The following is a 26,969-nucleotide window of genomic DNA, read 5'->3' on the forward strand; positions in this document are numbered from 1 at the left end:
GGGCGCGGAGATCCCGCTGCGTCAGGAAATCGGGAGACCGTGGACCGCCAGGTCGGCGTTGGACCACCCTCGCCGATCCGTGAGTTCGTCGCCGAACCACGGCGGGGGGACGAAGGCTTCGGCCGATGACCGGCTCTCGAACTCGACCTCGACCAGCGTGAGCCCCTCCAGGTCGCCACCGAAACGGTCGAGTTCCGCGACGAGTCCGCCGGGCAGCTCGATCCGATGCCGTTGCTTCCGGATCGTTCGCCCGTCTCCGAGAGCGGCGAGTCGATCGAACTGGGTCGGCTCGATCGTCAGCTCGATCTCCGTACGTTCCAGACCACGACCTCCCTTCACCGTCAGGTGGCATCGGCCGTCTTCACGGCGAACGCGCACCGCACGGTCTCCGTCGAGCGCGACGTAGTGCTGTTCGATCGACGTGCTCGGGCCCAGCTCGCCGGGCAGTTCGTTCACCGCGAACCTCCGCTCGATCTCGATGTCGTGTCCACTCATGTCGAGAGTTCCGCGATCTCACCGACGGCGGGTTCGTCGCCGAGGTCGTGCCACACCGTCCAGTAGGTGCCGAGACGACGAGCGAAGTGCTTCGGCTGCTCTGCGTACAGCCGGGAGCCGAATGCGATGCTGCGTCGCTCGAGATCGGCGCGCCGACCATCCGCGATCACCGCCACGGCGTCCACCGCGTCGTTCCCTCCGAATGCGTCGGGCTCGGCCCCGACCTCTTCGCGGAGGACGGCGAGGTCGTGAGCGGCTCCCAATGCATCGGACAGCGACTTGAAGGAATCCGCCCACGGTTCGATCAGTGTCGGGGCGCTCGTGCGAAGGATGCGGAGGTGATTCCACGAGTACTTCACCCGCTTCCGCCACTGGTGGAAGTTCTCGGGAGTCGGGGCATCGGTCGCGACCGCCAGGGCGCGTCGTCCCCGGCCGTACGTCTTCGCGAGACCGCCGCCGAGCGCGTCCCAGCCGGTGCTGTCGAGCCGCCAGTCGTCGATTCCCGACCGCCCGGCGACGAGCAGATCCCGCGCGATCCGAACGGGTTCGGCATCGCCCGTCAGGTGCTCCGTGCTGGATCGACTCCGCCGATCCAGTTCTGCGCGGATCGGGTCGACGTCGATTCCGACGAACTGCTCGGCGTGGCCCTCGATCAGCTCCTCGAAGGTGGTGAGCAGTGCGTGCGCGTCGCGGTACGGAGACAACGCCCGCGCGGCGTCGCGAAAGGTCTCGTTCGTTTCCGCGTACTGTCCGTCAGCGAGCGCGGGTCGCACGAGGCGCACCGCGCCGCGGATCCGTTTGCAACGCTTGCGGCACTCGTGGATCCCGTCCTCGACATTCTCGGAGCGACCGGTCTCCCAGTCGAGCGATGTCAGCGCTCGATCGACCTGCTCGCGTGCAATTCGTTGGATGCCGTCGAGCACCGCCTCGTCGGGGAGGAATCGATAGGCCATCAGACGAAGCCGGTGGCCGTGGGGTTGATGCCGTCGACGATCTCGCGGGCGCGCTCGGTGATCGCGGCCTTGGAATCGTCGTGCGTGAGGATCCAGAACGTGTTGTCGACGACCGCCGCGTGGACGGCGTCGGCGACGTCGGCCGGAGGAATCCCTGCTGCGATCAACTGCTCGATCATCGACTGCGTGTCACTCGGCGGTTCGTCGAGGTCGGCCCTCAAGGTGTCCGGCAGGTTGCGGCGGCTCGAACCGATCGCGGTCTGCACGAACGCGGGGCACAGCACCGACACGCCGATCCCGGTCCCGGTCATCTGCATCTCCTTGACCAACGTTTCCGACAGCGCGACGACGCCGTACTTCGACACGTTGTACGGACCCATCAACGGTGCGGACGCGTGTCCGGCCATCGATGCGGTGTTCACGATGTGCGCTCCGTGTCCGTGTTCGACCATCGCCGGGAGGAAGGTCTTGCAGCCGTAGATCACGCCCCAGAGGTTGACGTCGATCACCCATCGCCAGAGGTCGATGTCGTCCGGTTCGGCGACCAATCCACCGCTGCCGACCCCGGCGTTGTTGCACAGGAGGTGCACGTCTCCGAACTGCTCGCGACTGAACCCCTCCAGCTCGCGGATCGCGTCCAGGTCGGACACGTCGCACTGCATGCCCACCACCTGGACTCCGGCGTCGGACAGTCGGTCGATGGCTGCGGCGAGTGGGTCCTGCTCCACGTCGGCGAGGACGAGGTTCATCCCCGCGGCGCCGAATCGCTGCGCCATGGCCAACCCGATGCCGCTCGCGCCTCCGGTGATCACCGCTGTCCTGCCGTTGAGATCATCCATCTCGCGAGTCTTGCCGATCGCGCCGCCGCCATCACCTCCGGTGAGAGTTCGGACCGAAGGGTTGTCTCACATCTCACCGGACCGATGCTCTGGCCCGCTCTTGTGAGAGTTGGGAGCGAGGGGTCGTCTCACATCTCACCCCAGTGGCGGTGGCGGGGCGGGTCGTTCGGCTGGCCCGCGGGGGCCCGGGACGCGCGACGATGGGGAGATGGCTGAGTTCGATCTGGTGGTGCGCGGTGGCAGGATCATCGACGGGACCGGGTCGCCCGGTGAATCGGGTGACGTTGCGGTGCGCGACGGGGTGATCGTGGAGCGGGGTCGGGTGTCGGGCCGCGGCCATCGCGAGATCGACGCCGACGGTGCGCTCGTCATTCCGGGCATCGTCGACATCCATGCCCACTACGACGGCCAGGCCACGTGGGAGGAGCGACTGCAGCCGTCGTCGTGGCACGGGGTCACCACCGTCGTGATGGGGAACTGCGGCGTCGGGTTCGCACCCGTGCACGACGCCGACCACGCGGCCTTGATCGAGTTGATGGAAGGCGTCGAGGACATCCCCGGCGCCGCACTCCACGAAGGTCTCGCGTGGAACTGGAACTCGTTCGCCGAGTTCCTCGAAGCGGTCGACGCCCGACCCCACGACATCGACGTCGCCGCGCAGGTTCCCCACGGTGCGCTGCGCCTCAACGTGATGGGCGAGCGGGGAGCGAACCACGAGGACGCGACGCCGACCGACATCGCGGCGATGGCCGATCTGGCGCGCGAGGGGATCGAAGCCGGGGGATTGGGGTTCACCACGAGTCGCACCCGGAATCACAAGACGTCGACCGGTGCGTACACCCCGACGTTGACGGCGGCGCCCGACGAACTGATCGGGATCGCCGAAGGCGTCGGCGCCGCCGGAACCGGCGTGCTGCAGGTCGTGTCCGACTTCCTCGATGTCGATGACGAGTTCTCCACCCTGCGTGAGATGGTGTCCCGATCGGGTCGACCGATGTCGATCTCGGTCGCCCGCAACCCCATGCTGCCCGACGCCTACCGCGGGATCCTCGACCACATCACCGCCGCGAACGCTGACGGCCTGCAGATGACCGGACAGGTCGCCGCTCGTGCGGTCGGGTTGATCCTGGGCCTCGATCTCACGCTGAATCCGTTCCTGACGAACCGGGTGTATCGAGACATCGCGGATCGATCACTGACCGACCGCATCGGTGCGCTGCGCGACCCGTCGTTCCGCGAGGCGCTGCTGGCCGAGCATCGGGCGCAGGCGTCCGCCGGTGATCGGGACAAGCTCGGCGGGTCGCTGATCCAGAAGTTCGAGTTGCTGTTCGAGATGGGGGACACGCCCGACTACGAACCCGAGCTGCGCGACTCGATCGCCGCCCGGGCCGAGCGCGAGGGAACGACACCCGAGGAACTCGCGCTCGACGTGATGCTCGCCGGCGACGGCGGCGGGATGCTGTACCTCCCGTTCCTCAACTACGTGGACGGCAACCTCGACGCGGTCGGTGAGATGTTGAGGCATCCCCACACCGTGCCCGGCCTCGGCGACGGTGGGGCGCACGTCGGCACGATCTGTGATGGCAGCTTCCCGACGACCCTGCTCCACTACTGGGGACGTGATCGCAGCCGCGGAACGATCGAGTTGGAGCAACTGGTCGAGCGGCACTGTCGGGGTACGGCGCGCACGGTCGGGTTGCTCGACCGCGGTGTGATCGCCCCGGGGTATCGAGCGGACCTCAACGTCGTCGACTTCGACAACCTGCGGCTGCACAAGCCCGAGATCGCCCACGACCTCCCGGCGGGCGGTCGCCGCCTGCTGCAGCGCGCCAACGGATGGGCGCACACGATCGTCGCGGGTCAGGAGACCTACCGCGACGGCGAGGCGACCGACGCGCTCCCCGGCCGCCTGATCCGCGGCGCCCAACCCGCGCCGGCGGAGTCCATCGCCAAACCGAAACCCGACGTCAGGGTCATCACCGCCACCTAGCAACGGACATTTGCTCAGCCGGGCGAACGCGCGGGCGTAGGATTTCGACATGCAGGGCACCGGGACCGAGTTGGTCGGCCGGGAGAAGCAACTCGACGCGGTTGCCGACGTGCTCGACAGCGGTGGGACGGCGCTGATCGACGGGGAGGCGGGCGCCGGAAAATCGGCGCTGATCGGCGCGGCCTTGGGCGACCTCCCGACCGGGATCCGTGTGTGGCGCGGACAGTGCGAACCCCTGGCCGTTCCCGCCCCGTTCACGGCGCTGTTCGAGATGCTCCCGGTGCTCCCCGAGTCGCTCGCGGATGCGGTGCGGTCGGGCGTCGATGTCATCGGTGTCTACTCGTCGATGCTCGCGGAGATGCGGCGCCGACCGACCGTGCTCGTGCTCGACGACCTGCAGTGGGCGGATGCCGCCACGGCGGGCCTCGCCAGGTACATCGGTCGCCGGATCGACGGAACACCGAGCACGATGGTGTGTGCATTCCGTCGCGAGGAACTCGATGCCGACGGCGACTTCGCCGACGTTCTCGCGGAGCTCGGACGCACGAGCATCCGCATCGACCTTCCTCCGCTGACCCGACGGTCGGTCGGCATCCTGGCCGGCCGACTGGCGCCCGACCGAGTCGGCGAGGTCGACGAGATTCACCGCACGACGGGAGGGAACCCGCTGTTCGTGGTCGAAGCGCTGCGCACCTCGGTCGATGTACTGCCGCGGACGGTCGGGGACCTTGCGGTTGCTCGGGTTCGACGCCTTCCGACGGCGGTGCAGCAGCTCGTCGAGAGCGTCGCGTTGTGTCCGGACGGCGTGACGCTGGACGCCGCGCTCGCGCTCTCCGTCGATTCGGGTGATCACATCGACCGTGCATGCGAACGGGAACTGCTGACCGTCGGCCGGGATCGAGTGTCGTGTCGCCACGACCTGCTGCGCTCGGCGATCGAGGACTCGATCCCACCGGTGAAGCGTCGTCAGCTGCATCGGCGACTCTTCGAAGTCCTGGAGCCGATCGCGGCCGACCACCGCGATGTCGCCCACCTCGCGTACCACGCTGCGGAGGCGCGCCTCGATGAACCGGCGGTCGAGTACTCGCTCGCGGCTGCGACGACGGCGACCGCCGCCGGAGGCCATCGGGAAGCGGCTGAGCACTATCTGCGGGCGCTGGGGTTCAGCGAGGTGATGCCACCGGCGGTCCTCGACCGGACCCGTCGCCGCGCGTTCGATGAGTTGTTGTTGCTCGGTCGCCTCGACGACGCCGAGCGTCTCATCGACGAACGAAGCGCGACCGCAACGGAGGAGGTGCACGGAGACATCGTCGTGCAGCGGTTCGAGGTTGCGGCCCTGCGCGATCGCTGTCCCGAGGCGGCGCCACTCGCCCGCGAGGTCCTCGACCGTCACCCCGCCACGGGCTCGTCCGCGCGGGTCCCGGCGATCCGACTGCTGGCGGGGGTTGCCTGGGGCGAGGGTCGACACGACGATGCGGTCGAGCTGCTCGAAGGGCTGTTGGACGAAGTGGTCGCGATCGGGGATCGAGCGAGCGAGGCCCGGATCCGCGCGTCCCTCGGCAGCGCGCTGCAGTCGGATGTCGACGCAGAACAGGCGGGAACGACGATGCTCGAAGCAGGACGTGACCTCGCGCTCGAGGTCGGTGCCGACGGTCATGCGGCCTTCGCCTTCAACAACCTGCTCGCCCACGACGTGTGGCGCTACGACCTGCGCTCGGCGCGTGAGCGTTGTGCCGCTGCTCTCGACTTCACCCACGCCCGCCAACTCGACTCCTTCACGAACGTGATGCACAGTTCGGCCGCCGTGACCGCGTTGCACGCCGGTGAATGGGACTCCGCGCTCGAGCACACCGCGCTGTCGATCGGCCCGGATCCCGTCACGTGTGCGGACGAGGAAGTCGCCTACGTCCACGCGGCGATCGGTCTCCGGCGCGACGAGCCGGTCACCGAGGACGTCCGAGCGATCCTCTCGGGAGGATTCGCCGACGGCACGATGTACTTCGCAGCGGTGGCCGCAGCAGAGTTGGCGATGGAGGCCGCCTGGTGTGACCAGTTCGATCTGGACGAGGCGCGCAGCTCCCGCGATGCGCTCCTCGATGGGCTTGCCGTCCAGAACGACGACTGGGCCCGCGCACACCTGGGTTTCTGGTCGATGCGTTGCTTCGGCGAGCCCGGGGTCGCCGACGCTCCCGGTCCGGTCGGGCGCGAGATCGGTGGTGATCTCCCGGGTGCGGCCGACGACTGGGATCGCCGCGGGATGCCGTTCCACGCGGCGCTCGTCCGCGCCGATCTCGCCGACCCGCCGGTCGTCGACGTGGAGTCAGCGCTCACCGCCCTGGGCGCGATGGGCTCCTTGCGAGCGGTGCGACGCCGCTGGGCCGAGCGCGGCGTGGTCGTTCCGGACGAGAACGCTCATCCGTCCGGGCTCACGGACCGCCAGCTCGAGGTGCTGGCCCTGGTCGCCGCCAAGTGCACGAACGCAGAGATCGCCGAGAAGCTGTTCATCTCCACCAAGACCGCCGGACACCACGTTTCCGCCATCCTCACCCGCCTCGACGTCCCGACCCGCTGGGCAGCCGCCGCGATCGCCGAGGAGCAGGGCTGGGTAGGAGCCCCCGCGGGATAGGGAGCGCGAACGCCGACGAATAGGGATCGTTCCCGATGCGTCGCGGTCGCTCGACGGCGCATCGTGACGAGACCGATCCGGATCGACCGGACGGTCTCGAAACGGAGGAACACCAATGCCCCTGTACATGGACATACACCACATCGACGGCGGAGTGTCGGTCGACGACGTCGCCGCTGCTCACGCGAAGGATCTCGAAACCCAGTCGAAGCACGGCGTCAACTACCTGCGCTACTGGGTCGACGAAGCGGAGGGGAAGATCTTCTGCCTGGTCGAAGCGCCGAGTGCTGACGCGGCGTGCGACGTCCACCGCGAAGCGCACGGACTCGTCGCCGACGAGGTCTACGCGGTCTCCGAGCACACCTGACGCCCGGGACATCGGAGACGTCGTTACGTCACGACGATGTTGTCGAAGTCGATGTCGGGGTCCGGTTCCGGATACTGCGGGTCGATTTGTTCGAGGTGGTGCCGGAGGATCCGGGCGATGCACACGTTGCGCGCCCACTTGCGGTCGGCCGGCACGACGTACCACGGCGCGTGCTTCGTCGACGTCTCCTCGATCGCCTCCGAGTAGGCCTGCATGTAGTCGCCCCAGAGCGCCCGGTCGTCGAGGTCACCAGCGCGGAACTTCCAGTTCTTGTCGGGTCGATGGAGGCGCTCCTCGAAGCGCTCCTTCTGCTTGTCCTTCGACACGTTGAGGAAGATCTTGACGATGTGCGTGCCCTCCTCGGCCAGCATCCGCTCGAACTCGCGGATGTGCCGGTAGCGCTTCTTCCACACCGACTTCGGCACGAGTTTCTTCACCCGCGCGATCAGCACGTCCTCGTAGTGCGAGCGGTTGAACACGGCGATGTAGCCGTCCTCCGGCGTGTGTCGATGAATCCGCCACAGGTAGTCATGGCCGAGTTCTTCGTCGGTCGGGACACCGAACGGCTGCACATCGACGCCCGCCGGGTTGAGTCCGCTCAACACCGCACGGATCGTCGAGTCCTTGCCGGCGGCGTCCATTGCCTGCAGCACGATCAGGAGCGATGCGGACTTGTCGGCGAACAGGCGTTTCTGGAGATCGACCAGGGCGACCATCTCATCGTCGAGGAGTCGTTCCGCCTCCTCCCGCTTCCATCCGAACTTCGCGCGTGCGTCGCGCTCTTCGATCCGCGGATCACCGTGGACGCGCAGCTGCTTGACGAGGTGCTTCGAACCCATCGCCGCACCGTAGCTCCGGCCACTTCATCGACGTCTACGGGCTGTGTGCCGACTGTCGCTGAACCGGCAGCCAACGGCGGAGATCGATGTCACGCACTCGTTCGAGTGGGAAGAACGGTGTGAACGCGATCAGGAAGAGCGGATACGGGAACCCGACGAGCATCAGCGCGTAGATCGCGAGGTGCATGAACCAGGCGGCCGCGACCCAACCGTTTCGCCACCGTCCACCGAGCAGCGCGATGGGTGCGGAGAGCTCCACGATGACCGATCCGATCGCCATCGGCGGCAGGATCCACGCGTTGCGGACGACGACCCCCGCGAGTGGGGACCCATCGCCGCCGAGCAGCTCGAGCCGTACCGCCGAGTAGGAGATGTGGTTGCGCAACGTGTCGCCGAACATCCACTCCGCTCCACCGATGCGGAGTTTCGCGATCCCGGCGATCACGTAGGTCACGACGACCATCACGCACGCGACCTGCATCACCAGGCCATAGGTCGTGGCTTCCCGTCTCGCGATCGTTCCGCGCCGCGCATCGAGGGACCAGGCGTCCGCAGCCGGCGACACGGCCAGCAGGACGAGGTGGAGCGTGAAAAGGTTCTCGAAGTGGAGGAGCTGACCCCACGACGACCGGTACGTCGTGAGGAGCAGCATCGCGAGGGCGAACACGGGCGCGGTCGCCCGAAACCGGTAGCCGATCGTCATCCCGACTCCGCTGACGAACGCGACGACGACGGTGGTGCGGATCATCGACACCGGGAGCGGTGTGTCGCGCCAGCCGAACAGACCGACACCGTCGAAGGTCGTGCCGGACCTGGTGGCGAGGTCCCAGAACACCGGGACCCGGATGGCCAGGTACAGCAGGACGAACACGCCCACGCACATCCGGAACGCGGCGACGCGTTCGGCCGGTGCCGTGGAATCGACCAACCGCGACCACATCGTCAGTTCGCCACCCCGATCATCCCCCGACCCCGCAGCGCGCGTGGACGGTGCGATCTCGCAGACTGTCCTCGCCCCGGAGTGAGGCGACCGTGTCGTGGCGCTCGGTGACCAGTTCGACGGCCTCGACGTCGGCGAAGTCGTCGCCCCCTCGGGCCCCGAGCCGACCGGCGATCACGCGGCACCGGGAGTCGGCTTGGTCGAGGCGCACCACGTCGCGCAGCTCGCCGGCGACGACGAGGGGGTCATCGCTCGCTCCGATCGTGGCGAGGGAGAGAGGGACGACCGATCCGTCGGCGTCGATGCCCTGGGCCGTCACGAACGAGACCTCGGTTCCTCGCGTCCCGGCGTACATCGGATAGGTCGAGATCGGAAAGCTGTCCCGGTTGGCGAGCACCGGGAGGAAGAGCGCGGCGATCACCGACACGATCACCAACGAACGCGAACGACGTGACATCAGACCCTCCGGCCACCGTACCGCGACCTGTTCTCGTGAACAGTTCGCGCATGGAGCGCCGGAACAGATCACGAGTTCGGGGTTGCGGTACGTTGCGCTCGTGACCGCTCCCGCGACGTTCGAGCTCACCGACGTGGTCGCCGGTCCGGAGGACGACCCGATCCTGAAAGGGATCAGTCTGTCGGTTCCGTGCGAGGGCATCCTCGCCATCGCCGGTCCCTCCGGCGCCGGCAAGTCCACCCTTCTCCGGCTGTTGAATCGGCTCGACGATCCGCTGTCGGGAACGATCACGCTCGACGGTCGCAGCGTCACCGAGTGGGAGCCGGGCGACCTCCGCCGCCGGGTCGCGATGATCTTCCAGACCGCACCGATCTTCCCGGGAACGGTGTTCGACAACCTGTGTGTGGCTCGACCGGACCTGACTCGTGACCGGGCCGAGCAGGCAGTCGACCACGTCGGGATGCCAGGAGAACTCCTCGATCGGTCAGCGGACAAGTTGAGCGGCGGTGAAGCACAACGGATGACGATCGCGCGAGCGCTGCTCACCGAACCGGCGGTCCTGTTGGCCGACGAGCCGACCGCATCGCTCGACACGGCGTCACGCCAGACCATCGAGGACCTCGCGCGTGAGCTCGCCGATGGTGGCGTCCCGCTGGTGTGGATCACCCATGACACGGCGCAGCTCCGACGCATCGCCGACCAGGCGGTCGTGCTGGTCGATGGCACGGTCGTCGCATCCGGCGACCTCCGCGAACTCGACCGTCACGACGACTCACGGGTGCGTGAACTCGTGGGAACGCCCGCGTCGGACGAGAACGCGTCGTGAGGACGGGCCGATGAATCCGACCGACGTCGGTCTGGTCGGGTTGGCGGCGTCCGGCATCCTGGTCGCGGTTGCCGTCGCGATCTCGCTGTGGCGACATCTCGGACTCGAGCGACGATTGCTGTGGGCCGCCCTGCGGGCCCTGGTCCAACTGCTGATCGTCGGCTTCGCGTTGCAGCTCGTCGTCGGTGATGACGATCCGCTCGTCTTCTCGGCGATCTGGCTGGTCGCCATGCAGTTCTTCGCCGCCTACACGACGTGGAAACGAGCGCGCGACATCCCCTCGGTGTTCGGGCTGTCGCTGCTCGCGTACGCCGCGTCGTCCCTGGTCACGCTGGGCGTCCTGTTCGGGTTTCACGTCTACGAACTCGAGGGCCGGACGATCGTTCCGTTGGCGGGGATGGTCGTCGGCAACTCGTTGTCGGCGACCGTGCTCGTGTCCCGGCGCCTGTTCGACGCCAGCCGTGAACGGAGCGCCGAGATCGAGGGTCGCCTCGCGCTCGGGCTCTCGGCATCGGACGCGTTCCAACCCGTCCTCCGCGATTCACTGCGCACCGCGTTGATCCCGCAGATCGAAACGACGAAGGCGGTCGGCATCATCTTCCTGCCGGGGGCGATGGTCGGACTGATCCTCGCCGGGGTCGATCCTGCCGAGGCGGTGAAGGTGCAGATCTCGGTGATGTATCTGGTGCTGGGCAGCGTGGCCACGACCACGACCGTGATGAGCCTCGGCATCTCGCGCGAGCTCTTCACGCCCAGCGACCAACTGATCCGCCACGACTAGAAACTGAGCGTCGGTGTCGGTCACCGATGCGCACTCTCGGGCCAGGACTTCGGCCGACTTGATCTGAAGCCGTGCCGGCGGACGAACCAGGGGCATGTTCGCCCTCGCACCCGACTCCCCATGGACGCGCCGACTGGTCGGCGCGCTGACGGGATTGACCGCCGCGGCCGTTGCGCTCGGGGTCACCGAACTCATCGCCGGCCTGAACCGCAACTGGCGTTCACCGGTGATCGACGTCGGCGACCGCGTGGTCGACAACGTCCCGGTCTGGCTGAAGGAGTTCGCGATCGATCAGTTCGGGACGAACGACAAGCCGGTCCTCCTGGCCAGCATCGGGGTGATTCTCGCGGTGTACGCCATGGTCGTCGTGACGCTCGCGTTCACCCGGCGTCTCGCCATCGGAGTCGTCGGATTCGCGCTGTTCGGCCTGATCGGTGCGTACACCGCGATCTCCCGCCGCGTCGGCGGCTCGTTCGACGATGCGATCCCGGTCGTCATCGGGACCGGGGCGGGCATCGGTGCGATCGTGCTCGCGCATCACCTGCTGACACCACTTCTCACCAGCGGGGACGCCACCGACGAGCCCGTCGACGTCGAGGGTCGGGATGAGGACGAGACGCTGCCGGTCGAGTCGCCGACCGACCCGGCCCGCGCGACCCGACGTGACCTGCTGATCACGGGTGGCGGCCTGATCGGTGTGTTCGCGCTCGTCGGGGCCGGTACCGGTGCCGTCGGACGTGCGATTCGTTCACGCTTCAGCGCGACCGAATCCCGCGCCAATGTCGTGCTCCCCGACGCGGCCGATCCGCTTGCCCCGATCCCGGACGGGGTCAGCGTCGGGGTCGACGGCGTCAGCCCGTTCTCCACACCGAACGCCGATTTCTACCGGATCGACACCGCCCTCACCGTCCCGCAGGTGCCGACCGACAACTACGAACTCCGGGTCACCGGCATGGTCGACAACGAGCTGAGCTTCAGCTTCGACGACCTGCTCCAGCGCAAGATCGTCGAGCACGACATCACGCTGACGTGCGTGTCGAACACGATCGGCGGTGAGCTCGTCGGCAATGCCCGCTGGCTCGGATTCCGCCTGGACGAACTCCTGGAGGAAGCCGGCGTTCAGTCGGGCGCCGACCAGGTGGTCGGCCGCTCCGTCGACGGCTACACGTGTGGTTTCCCGCTGGAAGCTGCGACCGACGGCCGCAACGCGATGGTCGCGTTCGGCATGAACGGCGAACCGTTGCCGCTCGAACACGGCTTCCCGGTGCGCCTCGTCGTCCCCGGTCTCTACGGCTACATCTCGGCGACCAAGTGGTTGACCGAGATCGAGCTGACGACCTTCGAGGACTTCGAGTCCTACTGGGTCCCGCGCGGCTACGCCGATCGGGCACCGATCAAACTGATGAGCCGCATCGACTCGATCGACGGGCTCGGAACGCTCAACGTCGGACCGGACGGCATGGCCGCGATCGGAGGCGTCGCGTGGGCGCAGACCGTCGGGATCAGTGACGTGCAGGTGCAGATCGACGACGGCGAGTGGATGTCGGCCGAGCTCGGCGAGGCACTGAACAAGGACACGTGGCGCCAGTGGGCGTTCCGCTTCGAGCCGTCGGGCACCGATCGGACGCGGACCTCGATCCGCTGTCGGGCCGTCGATGCAGATGGCGTGATCCAGACCGACGAACGATCCGAACCACTTCCCGACGGTGCCTCCGGGCATCACCAGATCGTGGTCTTCGTCGAATGAGCTCCGGCTCACGACACGAAGCCCTCGAAACCGCTGACAAGCAGCGTGAACCAGACCCCCGAACCAAAGGACCCGAATACCGATGATCAACCGTCAGAGAACCACCAAGATCCTGGCAGCGTGTGCAGCGCTGTCACTCACCGCCGCCGCCTGTGGCAGCGACGACAACGATGCCTCCGAGGCTCCCGCCGACAGCGAGGCGATGGAGGAAACTCCCGCTGACACCGAAGCCATGGAAGAGGCTCCGGCCGACACCGAGGCGATGGAAGAGGGCGCGATGGACGAGGACGGTCCGTTCGGGCCGGCCTGCGACGCCGTGCCGACCGAGGGCGAGGGTTCGTTCGCCGGGATGACCGACGACACCGCCGCCACCGCCGCCAGCAACAACCCGTTGCTGTCGACGCTCGTGACGGCCGTGACCGAGGCCGACCTGGTCGACACGCTCAACAGCGACGGTCCGTTCACGATCTTCGCTCCGTCCAACGATGCGTTCGCAGCCATCCCGGAGGAGGACTTGAATGCGGTCCTCGCCGATCAGGAACTGCTGACCTCGATCCTCACCTACCACGTCATCGCCGGTGACAGCCTCGACGCTGCCGCACTCGGTGAGGCGGGAACGGCCGACACGGTCAACGGTGGAACCATCGAGTTCGGATCCGACGGCACCACCGTCAACGACGTCGACGTCCTCTGCTCGAACGTCATGACCTCCAACGCCACCGTGCACATCATCGGCGAAGTGCTGATGCCGCCGGCCGACGACGCCATGGAAGACGACGCCATGGAAGAGGATGCGATGGAAGACGACGCCATGGAGGAAGACGCCATGGAAGAGGGCGCTGCTCTCGCACCGAGTGGCGAGCTCTGCGCCGCGGTCCCGGCCGACGGTGAAGGCTCGTTCGACGGCATGACCGACGACCCCGCCGCAACCGCCGCCTCGAACAACCCGGCACTGTCCACCCTGGTCACCGCGGTGACCGAGGCCGGACTCGTCGACACCTTGAACAGCGATGGTCCGTTCACGATCTTCGCCCCGGCCAACCCGGCCTTCGATGCCATTCCGGCCGAGGACCTCGACGCCGTGCTGGCCGACACCGACCTGCTCACGTCGATCCTGACCCTGCACGTCGTCGCCGGAGAGCAGCTCTCCAGCGAGGACCTCGCCGGGCTCGACTCGGTGCCCACGGTCAACGGTGAGGAGATCACCATCGAGGCTGCCGACGACGGCACCATCTCGGTGAACGGCCAGGCGACGGTCGGCTGCGCAGACGTGCAGACCGCCAACGCCACCGTGCACATCATCGACGGCGTCCTGATGCCGGCCTGATCATGTTCTGATCCCGGGTCTCCCCCTCTCCCCCGGACCCGGGATCAAAGCTGAGGAAACGGCGAGGAGGCTTCGGCCTCCTCGCCGTTTCGCGTCTGCCCGTATCGTGCGGGGATGCAGCGCTTCGTGACCGAGGAGATGGACACCACCGACGCCTACAAACTCTTGTCCGGGTTGGTCGTGCCGCGACCGATCGGGTGGATCGGCACTCGCTCGAACGGTGGCGTGAACAACCTCGCACCGTTCTCGTTCTTCAACGCGGTTGCCGCATCTCCACCGACGGTCATCTTCGCCCCGACCGGTCAGCCCGCGGCGCGCAAGGACACGCTGGCGAACGTCCGGGAGACCGAGATGTTCTCGGTGAACATCGTGACCCACTCACTCGGCCCCGCCATGAACGCGTCGTCCGGTACGTACCCGGCCGACGTCGACGAGTTCGAGGTCGCCGGACTCGCGGTGCGCGAAGCCGAGTTGATCGATGCGCCGATGGTCGCCGACGCTCCGGCGAACTTCGAGTGCCGACTCATGCAGATCGTCGACATCGGGGGTGCCCCGATGGGCAGCAGCGTCGTGTTCGGCGAGATCGTCGCGTTCCACGTCGATGAGACACTCCTCGACGGAACCCGCGTGGACCAGGTCGCGCTCGATCCGATCGGTCGTCACGCGGGGAACATGTACTCCCGCGCCAACCAGCTCTACGAGATGCCGCGCCCCGACTGACACTGTGCGTCGGTGACGGTCACCAACGCACAGTCTCAGTCGGATTCGAACGCGGTCTCGAGTTGGTCCATGGCCGATTCGGTCATCGACGTGTAGACCAACTCCGCGCCTTGGAAGCGGCGGGCTTCGGCGGCGAGCGCGTGGACGTGGACGTGGTCGGCGAGGACCACGACGGTCGAGGTCCCCGGGTCGACCGCATCCTTGAACCAGTCGACCCATTCGTCGGGGATCCCGAGGTCGACGACCTTCGCCGCGACCGCACCCGCTCCGGCACCGATTCCGATCCCGGCGATCCAACCCACCGGACCACCGACGACCAGGCCGAGCAGCCCGATCCACATGCCGCCGCTGAGGGCAGCCTTGCCGGGCGTCGGGTCGATCGTCTCGGTGACGTTGACCTTCCCGCCGGGATGCTTCGTGACCGTGACGGCGTCCTTCAGGTCCAACGCGCCGTCTTGGCGCAGCCGCGCCATCGCGAGCAGATACTCCTGCGCCTTCAACCCGCTGTCGAACGACACGCCGATGATCACCGGCGCGTCGGGATCGGACACGACCCGGTCGTCATCGCTCAGCCCGACCCGCAGTGTCGGGTCGGGCGGGTCGAAGGGCCCGGTGCTCTCTGGATCGCTCATGATGTCGTTGTACCCGGTCCCGGCCGAAATGTCACCGGATCGGTTCGTAGGCGGGGCGTGCCTCCTCCGGCGGCGGCTCGGTGTAGATCGTCACGGTGCCTTCTTCGACGAACGCACTCGGTGGCCCTTCGGGGATCTCACCGGGGTTGTACCGCGTGCCTCCGTCGACGTAGCGCCACAGGCCGTTGCCGTCGCGATCGATCTCGTCGAGGCCGGGCGCCTCGGGATCCCACCAGATCTCGGTGACGTCGTCGACGCCCCGATAGTCCGGTTCGAACTCGTCCGGCCAGATTTCCTGCGCACCCCACGAGAGCGTCGGTGCGGTCACTCCGCGCGGTGTCGGGGGGCGGATGAACGCGGCGTCGTTGAACGACTCGATGGTGAGGTTCGGGCCGGCGCCCTGGAGGAACGCGTAGAACACGTTCGGAATCGGCGTGATCACGTCGATGCTGTCCGGGGCGGGCGGAGGTTCACCGACGTACCACTCGTAGATCGCGTACGAGCCGCCGATCGACCGGTCGACGCGAGCTGCGAGGTTCGAGACGCCGAACGCGTTGGCCCACTGCTGCTGGTCGTAGGTGCGCGAGAACGCGGTGGTGTCGACGAGGGCCGATCCGGTGACCACCCACTCCGGGAAGTAGTTCTGCGCGGTCGCCTCGTTGGTGAACTCGCGTGGAGCGATCGGGTCACCGTTGAAGATGACCGACGTGACGCCCGCCTCCTTCATCCGTGCGATCACCGTCGCTGCGGATTCCTGGAGGGTGGCCGGATCGAGGGTGTAGCTCTGTGACTCGGCGATCTCGAATCCGTTGTCGGCGGCCGCCGCTTCGAAGCCTTCGTTGGCGGTGATCGAATCGGGACTCGACTCGATCCAGATGCGTCCGAACACGCGCTCGGTGTCGTGCATCGTCTCGTCGCCGGCATGGATCGCCGGATCGCCTGCGAGTCGCTTGCCGATGTACTCGGCGACGAGTGCATCCAGCTGATCAGGTCCCTTGGCGATGCCGTACGCCAGGCCGGCGTTGTCGGTGTACCAGTCCGAGGTCTGCGAGGGTCCGCAGCTGATGCACGGAATCCCGCGCGCCGCGAGCTCCTCGGCGAAGGCGTTCGTCAATGTGGGTCCGCCCCACACCATGAACGGGTCGTACTCCTCGTCGATCCGGACGGCGTCGGCCCGTGCCGCCGCTTCGTCGTTGATCGTTCCCGACCCCTCGACGACGATCAGCTCGACGGAGCGACCGTAGGTCTCGTAGTAGGTCTCGTAGTACGGGAGCAGGTTGCGCAGCGTCTCCTCTTCCTGGGCATTGGTGTCATCGTTCGCGATCGCATCGGTGATGTAGTTCAGGATCGGGTCGACGTCCTGGCTGACCCACTGGACGATGGTGATCGTGTCCTCCGTGACGCCGCGGGCGGTCGCACCGCCGTTGTCGCCTTCGAACGGTGCGTAGCACTCGTTCGCGAAGTACCACTGGATCTTGACCGTGCCGAGCTCGGGGTCGCAACGCTCACCGAAGTCGACGTCGAGGCCGAGTTCTTCGGCGACGCTGAAGCTCATCACACCCTCGGGGAGCGGACTCTCCGGAGTCTCCGTCTCGCCGGAGTCGTCGGACGTCGCCGGCTCGCTGTCCGGTGCAGATTCCGGCGCGCTCTCCTCGTCGGTCTCGGCCGTCTCCTCCTCGGCTGCTTCGGTGGCTTCGGTCTCCTCCGCCGCATCGGTCTCGGCGGTCTCGGTCTCCGCGGTCTCGTCGTCCGTCGTCACCGGTGCCGCGGCGTCATCACCTCCCGCGAAGATGACCACCCCGACGACGACCAGGGCCACGGCCGCGATCGCCGCGATGGGGCCGTATCGCCTCAATGCGCGACTGGTGTCGCGATTCGAACCTTCTGCGGATGCGGGTTGCATGTGTGGCTCCTTGTTGGTTGTTCAGAGGTGTGGCTGATCGGTGGTGATGGACTCTCGGCGGGCTGATTCGGTGTCAGTTCGTGGGGGCGTTCGAGCGTTCGATCGCCGTGGGATCGGTTCCGAGATAGGACGCGACCACGCGCGGGTCGGCGAGGACCTCGGCGGGACGCCCGACGGCGATGACCGCTCCTTGATCGAGCGCGACCACGCGGTCGGCGATCGCGGAGAGGAGGTTCATGTCGTGCTCGATCACGAGCAACGCGGAGCCCATCTCGCTCCGCATCCGCTCGATCACGGGAGCCAACGCCTCGACCTCGCGCTGCGCGATGCCGCTCGACGGCTCGTCGAGGAGGACGACGGTCGGTCGGTGAGCGACGACGCACGCGAGGTCGACGATGCGACGGCTTCCGGTCGACAACTCCTTGATGCGCTTGTGGCGGTACGCGCCGAGGTTCATCAACTCGATCAACTCGTCGACTCGACGGACGACGTCGGCTTCGCTGTCGAACGTCGTCGGGAGATGCAGAGCCGCGGAGATCGGATCGCGAGAACGGACCCAGCGCTCGAGTGCGACCGAGATGGTCTCCTGGACGGTCAGCGACGGGAACAGCCGGGCGTCCTGGAAGGAGCGGCCGAGTCCGCTGCGCGCCCGTTCGCTCGCGGTGGCGGAGGTGAGGTCCTGGCCGCCGAGTTCGACACGGCCGGAGTCGGAAGGCGTCGTCCCGCCGATGAGGTCGAACAGGGTGGTCTTTCCCGCGCCGTTCGGTCCGATGAATCCGACGATCTCGCGTTCGGCCACGTCGACGTCGACGTCCCGCACCGCGCTCACTCCACCGAAGCGGCGCGACAGACCGCGCACGGTGAGCGCTGTCGGGGCGTCGGAGTCGGGGTCGGTGGCGTGGCCGTTGGTGGACGGCTCGCCCGGCGTGGGCGGAGTGGCCGGCTGATGCTGGTCGCCCAGGAACACCGATCGGAGCAGGTCGTCGCGCTCGATGAGCTCGGCGGTCGGACCGTGGAAGCGGATGCGACCGCGTTCCATGAAGTACGCCGTGTCCGCGAGTTCGAGCGCCACGTTCACCGACTGCTCGACGAGGATGATCGTCACCCCGGTCGCCGCGATCTTGCGGACCATCTTCATCAACTGCTCGACGATCACCGGGGCGAGTCCGAGCGACAACTCGTCGATCATCAGCAGCCGCGGTGTGACGAGGAAGCTCATGCCGAGCGCCAGCATCTGTTGCTGGCCGCCCGACAGATTGGCAGCCGGTTCGTCGAGACGCTTGGCGAGTGCCGGGAAGGTGTCGAGCACGGTCGCCATTCCCCGGTCGAGTGCGGCCTGGTCACCACGGTTGAGCCATCCGGCAGCGTCGAGGTTCTCGCCGACCGTGAGGCCGGGGAACACGCCGTGTCCGCCGGGAATCTGGACGATGCCGTGCCCGGCGATCTCGTTCGGCGGGGCATGGGTGATGTCGCGCCCGTCGAAGATGATCGCACCCTGGTCGGCTTCGACGACGCCGGAGATCGCCTTCAACAGCGTGGACTTGCCGGCGCCGTTCGTGCCGAGGAGCGCGACGACCGAACCCTCATCGATCTCGATGTCGATGTCGTGGAGCACGCGCACTCCGGAGTAGCCGACGTTGACGCCGCGTGCCAGCAGCAGCTTGACCTCGCCGCGTTTGCGCTGGTTCATCACCTCGGCACGTGCGAGTGCGGTGGTCCGCACCTGGATGATGTCGTGGTTGACGAGTTTGCCGCCGCTGGCGATGATCAGCCCGCCGATCACGAACACCGGCACCATCATCGCCATGCCGGTGCGGATGCCCCACGAGTCGGCGATCCATCCGATGAACGGCAACATCAGGAGTCCCGGGAGGACCCACAGCGATGCCATCGAGAACCCCATCGAGCGGGCGCGCGGCGGGATCGCCAGCGAGAGCGACGCCAGGATTCCCGGACCGACGATCGCGAGACACAGCGCGATCAAGAAGTTCGCCACGATCGCCACGCCGAGGTTGGGGACGACGGCGAAGATCAGCGACAACGCCGCCGTGGCGACCGAGACGACGGCGAGGAACTTGAGGATCAACCCGGGGTCACGCATCACCAACTTCGTCGCGATGCGAGCACCGATCGTCAGACCGATCAGTTGGCCGGGCTCGGATGTGGCGGCCACGATGCCGCGCGCTCGTTCGTCGAGTCCGTATGCCTCCTCGTACAGGAGGGCGGCCAGGACTCCGAACCCGATCAGCGACACGGCGAGGAACGGCATGGCGACGAAGATCCGTCGGAGCGTCTCGATCTTCCAGCACATCCGCCAGGCTTCGGCATACGACGGTGGCGCTTCCTCGGTCGCGATCGCCTCCGCGTCACCGCCGGCGAGGCGTCGCTCGTGTCCGCCGCGAACCGGCTCGCGGAGCCGGAGCCCGAAGAACACGAGGATCAGCGTCGGGATCGCGAACACGAAGAACGGTGTCCGCCATCCGAACTGGTAGGCGAGCAATCCCGCCGCGATCGGCCCGACGATCGCGCCGACGGCGTTGGCCGCCCGGTGGAAGCTGTACACCTTCGGTCGGTGGTCGGGGTCGAACCAGTCCGCGATCAACGAGTTGTGGGTCGGGTCGTTCACGGCCTTGCCGAGGCCCGATCCGGACCGCGCGAAACCGAGCATCACGATGCCGGCAGCGAGCCCCGTCATGAACGAGAAACAGGCCCAGACGGTCGCCCCGATCAGCGCGATCCGAACACGCGGATAGCGGTCGGCGAGACCGGCGATCGGGACCTGCAGTGCGAGTGCGATCGCGAGCACCGCAGCGATCAGCGTGAGCAGACCGGTGAAGCCGAGTCCGAATTCCTCACGAATCTCGGGCGAGAGGATCGCGAACGCGGTGCGGTCGAGTTCGTCGACCGCGTTCAGCCCGAACAGGATCAGCAGCGCGTAGAGCGGACCGTCGCCGGTGATCGACTGGAACCAGCCGCGCAGCCACCCTTGTCTGGTGGGCGACGGGTCCGCGGGTGGGGTGTCGGGGGCGATCGTGTCGGTCATGTCCCTCCGATTCCCGAGGCCGCCTCGACGTCGCTGTCGACATCGTCAGGGTCCGGATCGGGCCAGTCGTCGTTGTCGACGTCGTCGGCTCCGTCGCCGGAGTGACCCAACAGGTCCTCGGCTCGGTCGCCCTCGACGATTCCCTGCCTCGCGCCGACCCACCGGAGGGTGAGGTCGCGCAGGTCGTACCAGAGTCCGGTGAGCCCACCCGGAGCGACGAGCAGGATGCCGAGGAGTCCGATCCCGCTTGCCAGAAGCCTCCACGAACCCTTCAACCAGAAGAACGTGCCGTTGAAGTAGAGCGACCCGAAGAACGCGCCGAGCGGGCTGCCGAGTCCGCCGATCACGGCCCCGGAGAAGACGAGCAGGTTGAACTGGGCGTCGTCGACCACGAATGCCTGCTGATGGTGGACGACGAGTGAACCGGCGAACGCAGCGAGGAATCCGGAGATCGCGAAGGCGGTCAGCTTGGCGCGAACGGGGCTGACACCGTACGACTCGACGGCGGCCTCGTTGTCGCGGAGCGCGATCAGCACCCGCCCGGTGCGACTCTTGCGGATCCCGCGCACCGCCCCGAACGCGAGCAGCATGCCGATCAGTGACACGTAGTAGATCGCGGTCGAGGACGACCAGTCGACGACACCGAAGATCGGGTTGCGTTCGATCCGACCGCTGGGGAGCCAGTCGAAGAAGCGCGGGTTGAGGAAGTACCCGCTGACCGTGATGGCGAACGCGAGCGTGGTCACTGCGAGGTACACGCCGCGAAGGCGGAGTGCGGGGACGCCGACGACGAGCGAGACGAGCGCACCGATCGCTCCCGCGCTGAGCGTCGCGAGCGTGATGTCCCAGTGCCAGCGCTGGGTGAGCCAGGCGCTCGTCGCCGCACCGACGCCGGCGAAGGCCATCTGTCCCAGCGACAGCTGGCCCGCCCACCCCGTCAACACGCCGAGCGACATGAAGGTGATCGCGAACAGGAAGATCAGGGCCATCCGCACCACGACGGTCGTTCCGAACAGGGTGGGAAACACCAGGAAGGCGACGGCGAACGCGAGGATTCCGACGATCCGGCCGATGCGCACCAGCGGGAGCGATCGGTACACGTCGGCAATCGGGCGGACGTCGCCGGCGTTCTGCCACGACGACGTGTCCATCTCCGAGCGCACACCGCGGGTGCGTCGGAGGAGCAGTGCGACGACGATCACGACGCCGGTGATCGCGCCCATCTTCGCTTCGGCCTCGATCGCGCCGGAGTTCCAGACGACGGCTTCCTGAAGGATGCCGAGGGCGATCGACGCGGCGATGATCGTCGGCAGGTGGATGAGGCGGCCGAGCGTGAGCGCCGCCAACGAACGGAGGAGGAGGAGCAGTCCGAGCGCTCCTCCGACGGGAAGTCCGTACACGCCGGCGCGGAGGAACAGGGCGATGAACCCGAGCACGGTGGCGACCGACCACACGACGCTCTGGAGACCCTTGACCGGGATGCCGAGCATCGCGGCGCGGCTCGGAAGTTCGGCCGATGCTCGGATCGCGACGCCGATCCGCGTCGAGCGCAGGAGGATTCCGACGCCGATCATCGCCAGCGGTGCGAGGACGAGCGCGATCACGTGGTTCGCGTTGAAGACGCGCGATCCGATCTCGAAGTCGATGGCGAACGGTGCGTCGATCCGCTGGGACTGGACGCGTGCACCCCACCAGCCGGGAAGGAACAGCGCGCAGACACCGATCAGTTGGGCGACACCGATCGTGGCGACCGTGACCACGAGCCGCGGTGCGTCGAAGAACCGACGGATGATCAGGAACTCGACGGCAACACCCAGGACGGCTGCCGCGAGGAAACCGATGCCGAAACCGAGGTACCAGCTCATTCCGGATTCGATGACCAACATCACGGTGAGGACCGCGGGGAGCAGTCCCAGTTCGCCGGCCGTGAAGTTCAACACCCGGTTGGCACGGAACACCAGGTACATCCCGAGCGAGACGAGGCTGGTGATCAGACCGAGGATGACGCCGGCCAGCAGCGCCCCCGCCGGGGCGGGGAAGAACAGTTGCTGGACGATCACCAGCACGATCGGCCACGTGAGCCACGACACGCGTTCGAGACCGTCGGGAAGTTTCACGGCAGCTCGACCCGTCGTTCGAGCACGAACTCGTACTCGAGGTAGGAGTTCACGTGTTCCTGGCCGGGTGCAGGCGGAACGAGCTGAGCGGACTGGAGCAGCATCCAACCGTCGCGCAGCGCACGGAGTCCGCTGCGGTAGGGCGGCGCGCCCGGTTCGTCCGGTGCGGGGAGGTCGGGTCCTGCTCCGTCGGTTCCGTCGTGGAACGCCCAACCGACGACCTTCTCGTCGATCGACGCGCCCTCCAACCAGAGGTAGAGCACCTGTTGACGGAGCGTCACGTCAGGCACGGCCCGCGACGAGGCCGGCGCGGCCCTCGAGCCGCGTGAGGTAGTAGTCGACGTCGAACTCGTCGTCGCCGGTCAGGTAGCGCCACAGGAGCGCACGTTGCATCTGGTCGTTGCGGTAGTCGGTGACACCCATCCACGGGTGCCAGGTGCGGAAGACCTCGGCGACGCTGCCGGGTTGCATCCGGGCGAAGATGTGGTCCGAGGGCGGGTTCTGCACGTCGTCGAGGTCGGAGGTGTCCCACCGTCGGACCTGTGCTTCGGTCGGGTTGAACCGGATCTTGTAGAGCCAGCGTTCCGCGCCGCCGGGGTTCGGTTGACCGGCGTGCCACAGCCCGTGGTGGAACACGAACACCGAGCCCGCCGGACAGCTGACCTGCTGCTCACCGACGATGTGTTGATAGCGAGCCAGTCCCGACGAGCGCACGCGGGTGAGATGGCTGCCGGGAACGAACCGGGTTCCACCGGCGCCGGGTTCGACCGAGCGGGGATACCAGAACAGTTGGATGTCGAACGTCGGGTCGGGCGAGTCGGTGGTCGCGTCGACGTGCAGCGGCTGGACGTAGCTGCCGCCCGCCGGGATGTGATGGACCCAGTCGTGATCGAACGTGGGGTCCGAACCGACCAGCGACGTGATGATCCCGCGGATCTGCGGGAGTCGGAGGTACTCGCCGATCGCCGACGGCAGGGGGTAGCACTCGTCGAGCGGGGTCAGCGTGTGCGGCGGTTTCATCCCGTCCGGGAGCAACCGTTCGTCGTTCAAGCGGGCGATCTCGTCGACCGCGCGCTCGTTGACGTCATCCGGAACGATCGCGTCGAAGCGGAGGAATCCGTTGGCCACGAACTCGGCCATCTGGCGCGTCGACAACAGGTGTTCGGGCACGCGATGTTCGACTGACTCGCTCAAACCATTCCCCCAAGGACGGTGACGAGCGACACAGTAGGGGAGCGGCCGAGTCAGATTGCAACTCGGAGCAGCGGGGATGGATTGTGTCTCGACGATCGAGCGTCGAAGCGGCGCCGCGTGGCGCCGCGGAGGTCAGCTCGTCTGCGTTCCGACCTTCAGGTCCTTGAACGGCACACCCTTGTCGACGGCGGGTTCGCGGGGCAGACCGAGCACACGGTCGCCGATGATGTTGCGCTGGATCTCGTCGGTGCCGCCGGCGATCGACGACTGGAACGAGTTCAACACGATCCGCTGACGCTCGTCGGCGTCGGGGACACTCGGGTCCCACGCGATCGACGACGGGCCGGCGATCTCGAGCGCGATCTCGCGCATCTTCCACGCGATGTTCGAGCCGAAGAGCTTGCCGAGTGATCCACCGGGCCCCGGGGTCTTGCCCGCCTTCTGCTCCGCGCGGTTGCGCATCGCCACCATCGCCTTGGTGGTCTCCATCGAGTAGATCCGCATCAGCTGATCGCGCACGACCGGGTCGTCGATCTTGCCGGTCTCCTGCGCGGCGCTCTTGAGCAGCTTGAAGGTCGGCTGGTTGATCTTGCCCGCACCAGCGGAGCCGATCGCGACGCGCTCGTACATGAGCATCGCGGTGGCGAGCTTCCAACCGGCGTTGTACTCGCCGAGCAGGTTGTCCTTGGGGATGCGGACGTCGCTGAAGAACACCTCGTTGAAGTGCGAGCCGCCGTCGATCTGGTGGATCGGGCGGATCTCGACGCCGGGTGCCTTCATGTCGAGGATGAACATCGACAGGCCGGCATGCTTGACCTGCTCGGGGTCGGTACGCGCCACGACGATGCCGTAGTCGGACTTGTGGGCGAGGGTGGTCCACACCTTCTGGCCGTTGAGGATCCACTCGTCGCCGTCGAGCTCGGCCTTCGACTGGAGGCTCGCCACGTCGGAGCCGGCGCCGGGCTCGGAGAACATCTGGCACCACATCGTCCTGCCCGAGATGTTGTCGGCGAGGTAGGCCCGCTTCTGCTCGTCGGTGCCGTACTCGTCGAGCATCGGCAGGCACATGCCGTGGCTGATGATGAACTCGCTCGCCATCATCCGGTAGTTGCCCTGCACCTCACGCCAGATCTTGTCGTGGGCGAGGGTGAGACCGGCCCCACCGAACTCCTCCGAGTACGGCACGCCGGCCAGCCCTTCCTCGGCGGCGGCCGCGAGGAACGCCTTCTGCTCGGCGAGATTGGGAATCGCGTTGCCGGTCTTGACGGCGTGCTCTTCCATGAAGTCGACGCACTTCTGCCGGAACTCGGCGGCTTCTTGCTCGGTCAGGGTGTCGCTCATGTGGGGGTCCTCCGTCTACGGGTGATCGAGTGGTTGATCGACTTGGAACATACTGTATGTCTCCATACAATCAGAATCCAACGACGCGGATCAACTGGGGAGACCCCAGTCGACACCCACACGATCTTTCATGAGCAGCCTCACCAACAACGAACTGGACTCGCCGCCCTGGCTGCGTGTCGAGTCGACGCTGATGGCGACGGCGCGGCTCGTTCGTGATGCGTTCGATGCCCGTCTGGTGCCCCTCGATCTGAATCTGACGCAGGCGAGCCTGATCGGCTACATCGTCGAGTTCGGTGCCACGACGCAGACCCAGCTCGCCGATCGCCTCGGCATCGGACGCGCATCGATCGGCTCGGTGATCGACCGACTCCAGGAACGTGGATTCGTCGAGCGTCATCCCGATCCCAACGATCGGCGCGTCTGGCGCGTCGAGGTGACCGAGTCCGGCCGCGAGTTGGCCGGTCGGGTCCGCGACATCGACGAAGTGCTCCGAGCGGAACTCCGTCGGGGGATCGGCCGCGAGGAACGCCAAGCCCTCAGCTGGGTGCTCACCCGCCTCCAGCAGAACCTGCAATCCGTAATTCTCAACCAACACACAGGAGATCAGCAATGACCGAAGCAGTGATCATCGACGCCGTGCGCACGCCGGGCGGCAAGCGCAACGGACAGTTCAAGGACCAGCACCCCGTCGACATGGCGGCGCTCGTCCTCAAGGCGCTCGAAGAGCGCAACAACCTCGACCCGGCGATGGTCGACGACGTCATCATGGGCTGCGTCATGCAGGTCGGTGAGCAGTCGCTCAACATCGGCCGCAACGCCGTGCTGTCGGCTGGCTGGCCCGAGGAAGTTCCCTCCACCACGGTCGACCGCCAGTGCGGTTCGAGCCAGCAGTCGATGCACTTCGCGGCACAGGGCGTCATCGCCGGTGCCTACGACGTCGTCGTCGCCGCCGGTGTCGAAGTGATGACCCGCACTCCGATGGGCGCCTCGATCGTCCAGGGCATGGGCTTCCCCTTCAGCCAGGACCAGCAGGACCGCTACGCCGAGACCGGCCTCCCGCCGCAGGGCATCGGCGCCGACATGATCGCCGACGAGTACGACATCACCCGCGAGGACCTCGACGCCTTCGGTGCCGAGAGCCAGCAGCGTGCCGCGGTCGCCCGCGACGAGGGTCGTTTCGAGAACGAGATCATCCCCGTCGAGGTCGAGATCGACGGCGAAACCGTCATCGTCAAGGACGACGAAGGAATCCGCGACGGCACCACTGCCGAGTCGCTCGCCAAGCTGAAGCCCGCGTTCAAGGAGGACGGCAAGATCACCGCCGGCAACTCCTCGCAGATCTCCGACGGTGCATCCGCCGTCCTGATCATGAGCGCCGAGAAGGCCGCCGAGCTCGGAATGAAGCCCCGCGCCAAGTTCCACAGCTTCGCCCTCGCCGGCACCGACCCGGTCACGATGCTCAAGGGCCCGATCCCGGCCACCAAGAAGATCCTCGAGAAGACGGGCCTGTCGATCGACGACATCGACCTGTTCGAGGTCAACGAAGCATTCGCTTCCGTCGTGCTCGCATGGCAGAAGGAGACCGGCGCCGACATGAGCAAGGTCAACGTGAACGGCGGCGCGATCGCCCTCGGTCACCCGCTCGGTGCGTCCGGCACCAAGCTCATGGGCACGCTGCTCAACGAGCTCGAGCGCACCGGCGGCAAGTACGGCCTCCAGGTGATGTGTGAAGGCGGCGGCATGGCCAACGCCACCATCATCGAACGCCTCGACTGACCCTCGCGGTACCCCAACCCCCAACCCGTTCTCGTGAACAGTTCTGGCGCTCC

Annotated in this window: 22 protein-coding genes and 2 pseudogenes; 11 read left to right on the plus strand and 13 right to left on the minus strand. The window is 67.2% G+C overall.

Annotated elements, in window-relative coordinates:
- Nucleotides 1-21: 21 nt before the first annotated feature.
- From ON45_RS01995 to ON45_RS02005, 3 genes are read right to left on the minus strand one after another with little or no spacing between them, the layout of a single operon-like run.
- A complete protein-coding gene (locus ON45_RS01995; protein WP_040491483.1) occupies nt 22-495 on the minus strand; it encodes a CYTH domain-containing protein in 474 nt (157 codons plus the stop codon).
- Nucleotides 492-1,448: a CHAD domain-containing protein gene (locus tag ON45_RS20880; protein WP_051062288.1), complete on the minus strand. Its 957-nt coding sequence runs from the start codon at nt 1,446-1,448 to the stop codon at nt 492-494. The genes ON45_RS01995 and ON45_RS20880 overlap by 4 nt, the downstream gene beginning before the upstream one ends.
- Nucleotides 1,448-2,287: an SDR family NAD(P)-dependent oxidoreductase gene (locus ON45_RS02005; protein ID WP_040491484.1), complete on the minus strand. Its 840-nt coding sequence runs from the start codon at nt 2,285-2,287 to the stop codon at nt 1,448-1,450. The genes ON45_RS20880 and ON45_RS02005 overlap by 1 nt, the downstream gene beginning before the upstream one ends.
- 208 nt (nt 2,288-2,495) lie before the next feature.
- Between ON45_RS02005 and ON45_RS02010 the strand changes: the two genes are divergently transcribed.
- The 3 genes from ON45_RS02010 to ON45_RS02020 all read left to right on the plus strand — a co-directional run bounded on the left by ON45_RS02010 (nt 2,496) and on the right by ON45_RS02020 (nt 7,270).
- The gene (locus tag ON45_RS02010) at nt 2,496-4,277 is read left to right on the plus strand and encodes an N-acyl-D-amino-acid deacylase family protein (RefSeq protein WP_051062289.1); all 1,782 of its coding nucleotides are present in this window, start codon (nt 2,496-2,498) and stop codon (nt 4,275-4,277) included.
- A gap of 49 nt (nt 4,278-4,326) precedes the next feature.
- Nucleotides 4,327-6,903, plus strand: a complete 2,577-nt coding sequence (locus ON45_RS23850; protein WP_040491485.1) for an ATP-binding protein — start codon at nt 4,327-4,329, stop codon at nt 6,901-6,903.
- A gap of 115 nt (nt 6,904-7,018) precedes the next feature.
- Nucleotides 7,019-7,270 (plus strand): DUF4242 domain-containing protein, encoded by a 252-nt coding sequence (locus ON45_RS02020; protein WP_040491486.1) that lies wholly within the window; start codon nt 7,019-7,021, stop codon nt 7,268-7,270.
- A 23-nt stretch (nt 7,271-7,293) separates the two neighbouring features.
- Here the strand turns inward: ON45_RS02020 and ON45_RS02025 are convergent, their stop codons facing one another.
- Genes ON45_RS02025 through ON45_RS02035 form a run of 3 tightly spaced genes read right to left on the minus strand, consistent with a single transcriptional unit; the run spans nt 7,294 to nt 9,506 of the window.
- Nucleotides 7,294-8,109 carry a PPK2 family polyphosphate kinase gene (locus ON45_RS02025; RefSeq protein WP_040491487.1) on the minus strand — a complete coding sequence of 272 codons (816 nt, stop codon included), beginning with the start codon at nt 8,107-8,109 and terminating at the stop codon, nt 7,294-7,296.
- Nucleotides 8,110-8,143: 34 nt separating this feature from the next.
- Nucleotides 8,144-9,049, minus strand: a complete 906-nt coding sequence (locus ON45_RS02030; protein WP_051062290.1) for an HTTM domain-containing protein — start codon at nt 9,047-9,049, stop codon at nt 8,144-8,146.
- A gap of 19 nt (nt 9,050-9,068) precedes the next feature.
- Complete coding sequence (locus tag ON45_RS02035; protein WP_148288487.1) at nt 9,069-9,506, minus strand: hypothetical protein; 438 nt, start codon at nt 9,504-9,506, stop codon at nt 9,069-9,071.
- Between the two features lie 100 nt (nt 9,507-9,606).
- Between ON45_RS02035 and ON45_RS24125 the strand changes: the two genes are divergently transcribed.
- The 6 genes and pseudogenes from ON45_RS24125 (at nt 9,607) to ON45_RS02065 (ending at nt 14,907) form a co-directional block, all read left to right on the plus strand.
- Nucleotides 9,607-10,332 (plus strand): ABC transporter ATP-binding protein, encoded by a 726-nt coding sequence (locus ON45_RS24125; RefSeq protein ID WP_083914093.1) that lies wholly within the window; start codon nt 9,607-9,609, stop codon nt 10,330-10,332.
- 10 nt (nt 10,333-10,342) lie between these two features.
- Nucleotides 10,343-11,113, plus strand: coding sequence for an ABC transporter permease (locus tag ON45_RS02045; protein ID WP_040491489.1), 771 nt, complete (start codon nt 10,343-10,345; stop codon nt 11,111-11,113).
- 94 nt (nt 11,114-11,207) lie between these two features.
- Nucleotides 11,208-12,860 (plus strand): molybdopterin-dependent oxidoreductase, encoded by a 1,653-nt coding sequence (locus tag ON45_RS02050; RefSeq protein ID WP_051062291.1) that lies wholly within the window; start codon nt 11,208-11,210, stop codon nt 12,858-12,860.
- Between the two features lie 349 nt (nt 12,861-13,209).
- Nucleotides 13,210-13,599: pseudogene (locus ON45_RS24010) on the plus strand (fasciclin domain-containing protein); the annotation flags it as partial.
- A gap of 117 nt (nt 13,600-13,716) precedes the next feature.
- Nucleotides 13,717-14,187 (plus strand): annotated as a pseudogene (locus ON45_RS24015) (fasciclin domain-containing protein); the annotation flags it as partial.
- Nucleotides 14,188-14,301: 114 nt separating this feature from the next.
- The gene (locus tag ON45_RS02065; protein ID WP_051062292.1) at nt 14,302-14,907 is read left to right on the plus strand and encodes a flavin reductase family protein; all 606 of its coding nucleotides are present in this window, start codon (nt 14,302-14,304) and stop codon (nt 14,905-14,907) included.
- A 35-nt stretch (nt 14,908-14,942) separates the two neighbouring features.
- On the opposite strand, the gene ON45_RS02070 is transcribed toward ON45_RS02065, so the two are convergent.
- From ON45_RS02070 to ON45_RS02100, 7 genes are all read right to left on the minus strand, one after another.
- Nucleotides 14,943-15,539 (minus strand): DUF1269 domain-containing protein, encoded by a 597-nt coding sequence (locus ON45_RS02070; protein ID WP_040491490.1) that lies wholly within the window; start codon nt 15,537-15,539, stop codon nt 14,943-14,945.
- Between the two features lie 31 nt (nt 15,540-15,570).
- A complete protein-coding gene (locus ON45_RS02075) occupies nt 15,571-17,442 on the minus strand; it encodes an ABC transporter substrate-binding protein (protein ID WP_148288488.1) in 1,872 nt (623 codons plus the stop codon).
- A 73-nt stretch (nt 17,443-17,515) separates the two neighbouring features.
- Nucleotides 17,516-20,485 carry an MFS transporter gene (locus ON45_RS02080; RefSeq protein WP_040491492.1) on the minus strand — a complete coding sequence of 990 codons (2,970 nt, stop codon included), beginning with the start codon at nt 20,483-20,485 and terminating at the stop codon, nt 17,516-17,518.
- The gene (locus ON45_RS02085; RefSeq protein WP_040491493.1) at nt 20,482-22,602 is read right to left on the minus strand and encodes an ABC transporter permease; all 2,121 of its coding nucleotides are present in this window, start codon (nt 22,600-22,602) and stop codon (nt 20,482-20,484) included. Before ON45_RS02085 ends, ON45_RS02080 begins: the two co-directional genes overlap by 4 nt.
- The gene (locus ON45_RS02090; RefSeq protein WP_040491494.1) at nt 22,599-22,892 is read right to left on the minus strand and encodes a hypothetical protein; all 294 of its coding nucleotides are present in this window, start codon (nt 22,890-22,892) and stop codon (nt 22,599-22,601) included. The genes ON45_RS02085 and ON45_RS02090 overlap by 4 nt, the downstream gene beginning before the upstream one ends.
- Nucleotides 22,885-23,772: a phytanoyl-CoA dioxygenase family protein gene (locus ON45_RS02095; RefSeq protein WP_051062293.1), complete on the minus strand. Its 888-nt coding sequence runs from the start codon at nt 23,770-23,772 to the stop codon at nt 22,885-22,887. Before ON45_RS02095 ends, ON45_RS02090 begins: the two co-directional genes overlap by 8 nt.
- 156 nt (nt 23,773-23,928) lie before the next feature.
- Nucleotides 23,929-25,137, minus strand: coding sequence for an acyl-CoA dehydrogenase family protein (locus ON45_RS02100; RefSeq protein ID WP_040491495.1), 1,209 nt, complete (start codon nt 25,135-25,137; stop codon nt 23,929-23,931).
- A 130-nt stretch (nt 25,138-25,267) separates the two neighbouring features.
- On the opposite strand from ON45_RS02100, the gene ON45_RS20885 reads away from it, so the two are divergent.
- Nucleotides 25,268-25,753 (plus strand): MarR family winged helix-turn-helix transcriptional regulator, encoded by a 486-nt coding sequence (locus ON45_RS20885; protein WP_051062294.1) that lies wholly within the window; start codon nt 25,268-25,270, stop codon nt 25,751-25,753.
- Complete coding sequence (locus ON45_RS02110) at nt 25,750-26,916, plus strand: thiolase family protein (protein WP_040491496.1); 1,167 nt, start codon at nt 25,750-25,752, stop codon at nt 26,914-26,916. Before ON45_RS20885 ends, ON45_RS02110 begins: the two co-directional genes overlap by 4 nt.
- Nucleotides 26,917-26,969 lie beyond the last annotated feature (53 nt).

This window comes from Ilumatobacter nonamiensis YM16-303 (assembly GCF_000350145.1).
Classification (GTDB): Bacteria; Actinomycetota; Acidimicrobiia; order Acidimicrobiales; family Ilumatobacteraceae; genus Ilumatobacter_A; species Ilumatobacter_A nonamiensis.

What these genes read in the sequence shown, in the direction of transcription:
- ON45_RS02075 (WP_148288488.1), bottom strand. Translation starts at nt 17,442, where the DNA reads ATGCAACCCGCATCCGCAGAAGGTTCGAATCGCGACACCAGTCGCGCA.
- ON45_RS02010 (WP_051062289.1), top strand. Translation starts at nt 2,496, where the DNA reads ATGGCTGAGTTCGATCTGGTGGTGCGCGGTGGCAGGATCATCGACGGG.
- ON45_RS02050 (WP_051062291.1), top strand. Translation starts at nt 11,208, where the DNA reads ATGTTCGCCCTCGCACCCGACTCCCCATGGACGCGCCGACTGGTCGGC.
- ON45_RS02110 (WP_040491496.1), top strand. Translation starts at nt 25,750, where the DNA reads ATGACCGAAGCAGTGATCATCGACGCCGTGCGCACGCCGGGCGGCAAG.
- ON45_RS20885 (WP_051062294.1), top strand. Translation starts at nt 25,268, where the DNA reads ATGAGCAGCCTCACCAACAACGAACTGGACTCGCCGCCCTGGCTGCGT.
- ON45_RS02045 (WP_040491489.1), top strand. Translation starts at nt 10,343, where the DNA reads ATGAATCCGACCGACGTCGGTCTGGTCGGGTTGGCGGCGTCCGGCATC.
- ON45_RS02070 (WP_040491490.1), bottom strand. Translation starts at nt 15,539, where the DNA reads ATGAGCGATCCAGAGAGCACCGGGCCCTTCGACCCGCCCGACCCGACA.
- ON45_RS02020 (WP_040491486.1), top strand. Translation starts at nt 7,019, where the DNA reads ATGCCCCTGTACATGGACATACACCACATCGACGGCGGAGTGTCGGTC.
- ON45_RS02100 (WP_040491495.1), bottom strand. Translation starts at nt 25,137, where the DNA reads ATGAGCGACACCCTGACCGAGCAAGAAGCCGCCGAGTTCCGGCAGAAG.
- ON45_RS02080 (WP_040491492.1), bottom strand. Translation starts at nt 20,485, where the DNA reads ATGACCGACACGATCGCCCCCGACACCCCACCCGCGGACCCGTCGCCC.
- ON45_RS02025 (WP_040491487.1), bottom strand. Translation starts at nt 8,109, where the DNA reads ATGGGTTCGAAGCACCTCGTCAAGCAGCTGCGCGTCCACGGTGATCCG.
- ON45_RS23850 (WP_040491485.1), top strand. Translation starts at nt 4,327, where the DNA reads ATGCAGGGCACCGGGACCGAGTTGGTCGGCCGGGAGAAGCAACTCGAC.
- ON45_RS02065 (WP_051062292.1), top strand. Translation starts at nt 14,302, where the DNA reads ATGCAGCGCTTCGTGACCGAGGAGATGGACACCACCGACGCCTACAAA.
- ON45_RS02030 (WP_051062290.1), bottom strand. Translation starts at nt 9,049, where the DNA reads ATGTGGTCGCGGTTGGTCGATTCCACGGCACCGGCCGAACGCGTCGCC.
- ON45_RS01995 (WP_040491483.1), bottom strand. Translation starts at nt 495, where the DNA reads ATGAGTGGACACGACATCGAGATCGAGCGGAGGTTCGCGGTGAACGAA.
- ON45_RS20880 (WP_051062288.1), bottom strand. Translation starts at nt 1,448, where the DNA reads ATGGCCTATCGATTCCTCCCCGACGAGGCGGTGCTCGACGGCATCCAA.
- ON45_RS02005 (WP_040491484.1), bottom strand. Translation starts at nt 2,287, where the DNA reads ATGGATGATCTCAACGGCAGGACAGCGGTGATCACCGGAGGCGCGAGC.
- ON45_RS02035 (WP_148288487.1), bottom strand. Translation starts at nt 9,506, where the DNA reads ATGTCACGTCGTTCGCGTTCGTTGGTGATCGTGTCGGTGATCGCCGCG.